We start from the raw sequence: 7,533 nt of genomic DNA, 5'->3' as shown, positions 1-7,533 counted from the left end.
TCATCCACACCCGAAGGTGCTTCAGCGTTCGACTTGCATGTGTTAAGCACGCCGCCAGCGTTCGTCCTGAGCCAGGATCAAACTCTCCAACAATGTCTTCGAATTCAATCGAGGCAATGTAATGCTCTCAAAGGAAACCCCGACGAGGGGTTTCAAATATAAGCTCTACTGGCTTAGTTCACTAGCACACTGTTGAGTTCTCAAGCAACACACTTCCGACCGCCGCGCCGCGAAGGCGCCTTGGTCTTCGGCTTTTGTTTCAAGCTTTGTTCCAGAGATACCACCCTGGTTCGGGACCACCCACTCTACCACGATCGTGGGAGCTTGGTTCGTGTTCCCGGCGGCCGCTCGGTTTCCCTGGCGACTTGGAGAACTTTACATGCCCCCGAAACCCCCTTGCACAGGGGGGTACCTTTTTTCGCGCAAGGCCTCTGACCTGCACCGATACGCCCCCACGGCCGGAGACCGCCCGTCAGGCCGGGGAGACCGGTGCGCAGCTCGCGGAGACCGGTGCTCCCCTCAAGCCGGCCGCTGAGATCCATGAGTCGCGACGACCGTCAGCACCACCAGCGCAGCCGTCAGCACGGCCGCCACGTGGATCGGCGCCGGCGTGAACGATGCCGCCAATACCAGCGCCGCCGTTGCCGGGAAGCCGATGGCGATCGGGCGGCACTCGTTCGTCGGCCCTATGTGCAGCAACCACACGCTCAGCAGGAACACCGCGACCGGCACCGTGGTCGGCAAGGCCGCCGCCACCCCGGGGAGGTGCAGCGCGCCCGTGTCGTACGCCACCGCCACCTCGAGGCCCGCCCCGACCGCCGCCGCGGAGGCGAAGATGAAGTAGTGGCCGTAGCCCCAGCTCATCGAGGTGAACATGCCCGGGCGGCGGACCAGCCGGGCGTGTCCCGGCCGGTCGAAGTACAGCCACCACATCGAGAACACGAGCACCAGGCCGGCCGCGGCCAGTGACACCAGCGCTCCGATGTGCCCGGGCTCGGCCGTTCCCTCCTTGATCGCGTTGGTCGCGCTCAGGATCGTCTCGCCGAGCACGATCAGCGTGAACAGGCCGTACCGCTCGGCGATGTGGTGGGGGTGCCACGTCGTCCCGCCGCGGCTCTCGGCCCACACCGGCACGGCGAGCTCCGCCAGCACCAGCACGACGAACGCGACGGCGCCCGCCGTCCCCGGCACCCACAGCCGCGCGATCCACAGCACCTGGACCACCACGATCCCGGCGGCGTAGCGCAGCGCGGCCGGACGGCACTCCGGCTCCGACCGCGCCGCGCGCAGCCACTGGACCACCATCGCCAGGCGCATCAGGACGTACCCGGCGACGATCACCCGGAAGTCGCCCTCGAACGCGGTGGACACCCCGGCCGCGATGGTCAGCCCGCCGGCGATCTGCAGGAGCGTGGCCAGCCGGTACGGGACGTCGTCGGTGTCGAACGCCGAGGCGAACCAGCTGAAGTTGAGCCAGCCCCACCAGATCGCGAAGAACACCATCGCGAACGACGTCACGCCGTGCGCGGCGTGCCCCTCCGCGAGCGCGTGGTGCAACGCCGCCGCGGCCTGGCCGACGGCGACCACGAAACACAGGTCGAAGAGCAGTTCCAGCGGAGTCGCGACGCGGTGGTGCTCACCGCGGTCGCGGGAGCGCATCGGCCGGTACCAGACCCGGGTCCCGGACGGCTGTTCGGTCATCGGGACTCCCCCGCGTCGGCCTCGGACGGACGCGATCATCCCAGCACGAGCAGCACGGGAGCGGCGAGCACGACACGGGTGAAGAAGACGGACGGGCCCGGTTCCCCCTCACCCGGGCCCGCCCGCCGCCGTCACGCGCCGGCGGGCACCGATGGGCAGCCCTTCCGCGAGTGCCGGACGGTCCCCCGCGGACGCCGACACCCACTGGACGGAAGGTGACCGAGTGTGTCCATTCCCTCGAACTCCGGACGCCTCGATCGCTCAAGCCGGTCACCCCATCCCCGGGTGGCCGACTGATTGCCACTGTCGGTAGCCGAAGCCGCGCAGTGAAGGCTCCATAAGATCTACCCGGTCGCTCTCCGTAGCACCAGTGTCTTTCCCCGCTCGTCACTCGGATGGAGCATCGCGAATCTGCGGAAAGTAGTGTCCTAACCCCGGTGGACGTCCGCGGCGGACGTCTCGGCCTTCCGGGCTTCCCGCTCTTGCTCGGACGCCCGGTGCCGCCGCGCCCGGAGCTCGGCGACCGCGAGGGCGAGCGCGCCGCACGTCAGGACGGCCGCACAGCCGAGCGCGACGGTGAGCGCCACGGGATAACCGCGGCCGAGGACCAGGCCGAAGACCGACGCGAGCACCGCGGTGCCGATCGCCGTGCCGATCCGCTGCCCGGTCTGCAGCGCGCCGCCGGCGACCCCGGCCATCCGGACCGGCACGCACTCGAGCGTCAAGGTCGTGTTCGGCGAGATCACCATCCCGCCGCCCACGCCCGCGAACAGCAGCGGCAGCGCGAACGCCCACCCGGACGCCGACGGCGGGACCAGCTCGGCGAGCAGCGCGACACCCAGCAGCCCGGCGGCGACCATGGCCAGCCCGGTCACGGTGAGGCGGCGGCCGTAGCGGGGCACGAGCCGCCCGGCGACCGCGGCCGACACCGCCGACCCGAGCGCGAACGGCGTAACCGACAGGCCCGACTGCAGCGGCGAATAGCCGAGGCCCTGCTGGAAGTACATCGCGAAGACCAGCCAGATCCCGGCGAAGCCGCAGAAGTAGAGCGCACCGACCGCCGCGCCGGCCGCGTAGCCGGGGGTGCCGGTGAACAGGCGGGTGTCCAGCAGCGGCGACCGCCCGCGCCGGACCACCGAGTGCTCCCAGCGCACGAACACGACCCCGAAGACGAGCGCAACGGGGAACAGCCACCACAGCCGGGCGAGACCGCCCTGGTCGGATTCGACGACCGGGAGCAGCACGCCGAGGACGGCCACGGCCAGCAGCCCGATCCCGACGAAGTCGATCTCCGACCGGATCCGGAGCTGCTTCTTCTCACTCCGTGGCAGCAGCCGCAGGGCCAGGGCGAACGCCAGCACGCCGATCGGGACGTTGACGTAGAACACCCAGCGCCAGCCGTCCTCCGCGCCGAAGAGCGCGATGATCGCGCCCCCGAGGATCGGGCCGACCGCCGTGGAGATCCCGACGACCGCGCCGAACATCCCGAACGCGCGGCCGCGCTCGGCGCCGCGGAAGAGGTCCTGGATCAGGCCGGTGTTCTGCGGGGTCAGCATGCCCGCCGCGACCCCCTGGGCGAGCCGCGCGATGACCAGCGTGAGCTCGTTCGGGGCCGCGCCGGCCAGCGCGCTGGTGAGGACGAACGCGGCGAGGGCGCCGAGGAACATGTTCCGCCGGCCGAACGCGTCCCCGAGGCGGCCGCCGGTGACCAGGACCAGGCCGAACGCCAGCGCGTAGCCGGAGACGACCCAGCGGATCCCGCCGCTGCTCGCGTGCAGGCCGGCCTGCATCGAGGGGAGAGCGACGTTGACGATGCTGACGTCGAGCAAGCCCATGAACCCGGCCGTCAGCGAGACGGCAAGCGCTTTCCAGCGGCGGGGGTCGGGTTCGTACGTCATCCTGTCCAGCAAACACGAAAGGCGGGATCCGCGCGCGCTGTGCGCCCGGATCCCGCCTCGCGGAACGTCACGTCGACGCGGTGATCCCGCGGATGCCCTTCAGCTCGCCGATCAGCATCGAGCTGACCTTGACCGGGTAGTCGTACAGCGCGAAGACCGTCTGGTTCTTGCCCACCAGCTTGAGGTGCACCGGGGTCTCCCCCTTGTGGGCGAGCAGCGTCGACCGCAGCTCGCTCACCACCGACTGGTCGATCTTCTCGGCCGCGGCCAGCAGGACCAGCGGCGGCTCGTCGTCGCCGTTGCCGGTGCCGACCTCGGACAGGTCCAGCGTGGCCAGGCCGCCGCCGAAGACCGACATCTTGTCCTCGCGCCAGTTCACCCGGCCCTTGACCAGCACCGCGTTGTCCTCGATCAGCTCACTCGCGAAGAGCGCGTACGACTTCGGGAAGAACAGCACCTCCAGGGAGGCGTCCATGTCCTCCACCGTGCAGATCGCCCAGGGCTCGCCCTTCTTGTTGACCCGCCGCTCGAGGGAGGTGATCAGCCCGGAGATCACGAGCTCACCTTCCTTCGGCGGGTCGTTGAGGATGCTCGCGATCGGCTTGGGCGCGTGCTTGCGCAGGATCCGCTCGGCGCCGTCCAGCGGGTGCGCCGAGACGTAGAGGCCGAGCATCTCGCGCTCGTAGGCGAGCAGCTGCTTGCGCGGGTACTCCTCCTCGCCGAACTTCAGGTGCGCGAGCGGGGACGACGACGGCGCCGCCTCCCCCTCGTCGCCGCCGAAGCCGAACAGGTCGAACTGGCCCATCGCCTCCTGGCGCTTGAGCGGGACGACGGCTTCGACCGCGTCTTCGTGGACCTGGATCATCGACAGCCGCGTGTGGCCGAGCGAGTCGAACCCGCCCGCCTTGATCAGCGACTCGATCACCCGCTTGTTGCAGGCCACGAGCTCGGACTTGTCGAGGAAGTCGGTGAAGGACGCGTACTTGCCCTTCTCCTCGCGGGTCTTGATGATCGACTCGACGACGTTCGCGCCGACGTTGCGGACGGCACCCAGCCCGAAGCGGATGTCGTCCCCGACGGCCGCGAAGCGCAGGGCCGATTCGTTGACGTCCGGCGGCAGCACCTTGATGCCGAGCCGGCGGCACTCGGACAGGTAGACCGCCGACTTGTCCTTGTTGTCACCCACCGAGGTGAGCAGCGCGGCCATGTACTCGGGCGTGAAGTTCGCCTTGAGGTACGCGGTCCAGTAGGAGACCAGGCCGTACGCGGCCGCGTGGCTCTTGTTGAACGCGTAGCCGGCGAACGGGAGGATCGTGTCCCAGAGCGCCTTGACGGCCTCGGCGGAGAACCCGCCCGGGACCAGGTCGCTGGCCTTCATCCCGGCTTCGAAGCCCTCGTACTCGAGGTCGAGGACTTCCTTCTTCTTCTTGCCCATCGCGCGGCGCAGAACATCTGCCCGCCCCATCGTGTACCCGGCCACCTTCTGGCCGATGTGCATGATCTGCTCTTGGTACACGATCAGGCCGTAGGTGTCGGCCAGGATCTCCCGCAGCGGCTCGTCGAGCTCCGGGTGGATCGGCTTGACCTTCTGCCGGTTGTTCTTCCGGTCGGCGTAGTCGTTGTGCGCGTTCATGCCCATCGGGCCGGGGCGGTAGAGCGCGCCGACCGCGACGATGTCGTCGAACACCGTGGGCTCCATGCGGCGGAGCAGGTCGCGCATGGGGCCGCCGTCCAGCTGGAACACGCCGAGCGTGTCGCCCCGGGCCAGCAGCTTGTACGTCTCCGGGTCGTCGACGCCGAGGGTGTCGAGGTCGATGTCGATCCCGCGGTTGGCCTTGATGTTGTCGATCGCGTCACCGATGACGGTGAGGTTCCGCAGGCCCAGGAAGTCCATCTTCAGCAGGCCGATGGCCTCGCACGACGGGTAGTCCCAGCCGGTGATGATCGAGCCGTCGTCGCGCTGCCAGAGCGGGATCGCGTCGGTCAGCGGGTCGCACGACATGATGACCGCACAGGCGTGCACGCCCGCGTTGCGGATCAGGCCCTCGAGGCCGCGGGCGGTCTCGAAGATCGTCTTGCACTCTTCGTCGGTCTCGACCAGCGCGCGGACCTCGGCGGCCTCGCCGTAGCGCTCGTGCTTCGAGTCGACGATGCCCGAGAGCGGGATGTCCTTCGCCATGATCGGCGGCGGCAGCGCCTTGGAGATCTTGTCCGCGATCGCGTACCCGGGCTGGCCGAAGTGGACGCGCGCGGAGTCCTTGATCGCCGCTTTGGTTTTAATGGTGCCGAAGGTGATGACCTGGGCGACCTTGTCCGCGCCGTACTTCTCGGTGGCGTACCGGATCATCTCGCCGCGCCGGCGGTCGTCGAAGTCGATGTCGATGTCGGGCATCGAGACGCGCTCGGGGTTGAGGAACCGCTCGAACAGCAGCTTCTGCGGGATCGGGTCCAGGTTGGTGATACCGAGGACGTAGGCGACCAGCGAGCCGGCGGCCGAACCACGGCCGGGGCCGACCCGGATGCCGACGCGGCGGGCGTAGCTGATGAGGTCGGCGACGATCAGGAAGTAGGCCGGGAAGCCCTTCCCGATGATGACGTCGAGCTCGATCTCGATGCGCTCGTTGTAGTAGGGGTCCGGCACGCCGTCCGGGAAGCGCCACTCGAGGCCGCGCTGGACCTCTTCGCGCAGCCAGCTGCCCTGGTCGTAGCCCTCCGGCACCTCGAAGAACGGCAGCCGGTCCTTGTGCGCGTACACCTCTTCGTAGGACTCGACGCGCTCGGCGATCATCAGCGTCGTGTCGGCCGCGCCCGGGACCTCCTTGTCCCAGTACTCGCGCATCTCGGCGGCGGACTTGAGGTAGTAGCCGTCGCCGTCGAACTTGAACCGGGTCGGGTCGTTGAGGGTCTTGCCGGCCTGGACGCACAGCAGCGCCGAGTGCGTGTCCGCCTGGTCCTTGGTGACGTAGTGCGAGTCGTTGGTGGCGATCGGCTTGAGGTCGAGCAGCCGGCCGATCTCGAGGAGGCCCTCGCGGACCGACCGCTCGATCGGCAGGCCGTGGTCCATCAGCTCGAGGAAGAAGTTGTCCGCGCCGAAGATGTCCTTGTAGTCGGACGCGGCCTGGATGGCCTCCTCGCGCTGGCCCAGCCGCAGCCGGGTCTGCACCTCGCCCGACGGGCAGCCGGTGGTGGCGATGATCCCCGAGTGGTTCTCGGAGATCAGCTCGCGGTCCATCCGGGGCTTGCGGTAGTAGCCCTGCATGCTGGCCAGCGAGGACAGCTTGAAGAGGTTCCGCAGCCCGGTCGCGTTCGAGGCGAGCATGGTCATGTGCGTGTACGCACCGCCACCGGAGACGTCGCCGCCCTCACCGAACTCGTCCGAGCCGCGCTGGTTGGCCTGACCCCAGAAGACGGGCTTCTTGTGGAACCGGCTCTCCGGCGCGATGTAGGCCTCGATGCCGATGATCGGCTTGATCCCGGCCTTCTTGGACTGCTGGTAGAACTCGTCGCCGCCGTACATGTTGCCGTGGTCGGTCATGCCGACCGCGGGCATGCCGAGGCGCGCGGCCTCCGCGAAGAGGGGGGCGATCTTCGCCGCACCGTCGAGCATCGAGTACTCGGTGTGGACGTGCAGGTGGACGAAGGAATCGTTCGACACCAGCGAAAACCTCCCCTAGGTGGATCGGACCGGCGCGCCCGGGTCTCCCACCTTATCCCGCACTCGCCGGGCTCGATTGTGCGCCTCGGCGGGGCCGCGGGAGTGCACCGACGCGCGGCTCCTTCGGGCGGAAACGATCACGACACGCGCCGCGCCCGGACGGTCACGCGGACGGCACCCCGCCGCGTGCCGCGAATGACTCATCCGGGACCTCGCACGTCCCGAATGAGTCATTCGCGACGTTCGCGGCCGTGCGGATGGCGGGAACCGCCCGGCACC

3 protein-coding genes and 1 rRNA gene are annotated in these 7,533 nt (G+C 69.0%); all 4 read right to left on the bottom strand.

The genetic code is table 11. The features are described 5' to 3' along the window. Nucleotides 1-93 (bottom strand): 16S ribosomal RNA (locus ACWDN5_RS45590); the annotation flags it as partial. Nucleotides 94-519: 426 nt separating this feature from the next. After that, nucleotides 520-1,701: a low temperature requirement protein A gene (locus ACWDN5_RS45585; RefSeq protein WP_449680666.1), complete on the bottom strand. Its 1,182-nt coding sequence runs from the start codon at nucleotides 1,699-1,701 to the stop codon at nucleotides 520-522. A gap of 428 nt (nucleotides 1,702-2,129) precedes the next feature. Further along, nucleotides 2,130-3,599: an MFS transporter gene (locus tag ACWDN5_RS45580; RefSeq protein WP_310974218.1), complete on the bottom strand. Its 1,470-nt coding sequence runs from the start codon at nucleotides 3,597-3,599 to the stop codon at nucleotides 2,130-2,132. Between the two features lie 67 nt (nucleotides 3,600-3,666). Then, a complete protein-coding gene (dnaE, locus tag ACWDN5_RS45575) occupies nucleotides 3,667-7,254 on the bottom strand; it encodes a DNA polymerase III subunit alpha (protein WP_310974220.1) in 3,588 nt (1,195 codons plus the stop codon). Nucleotides 7,255-7,533: the final 279 nt, after the last annotated feature.

The sequence above is a fragment of the Amycolatopsis sp. NPDC003731 genome (assembly GCF_053586895.1).
Note: the sequence above shows the minus strand (reverse complement) of the source record. Positions and strands in the feature narration are given on the sequence as shown.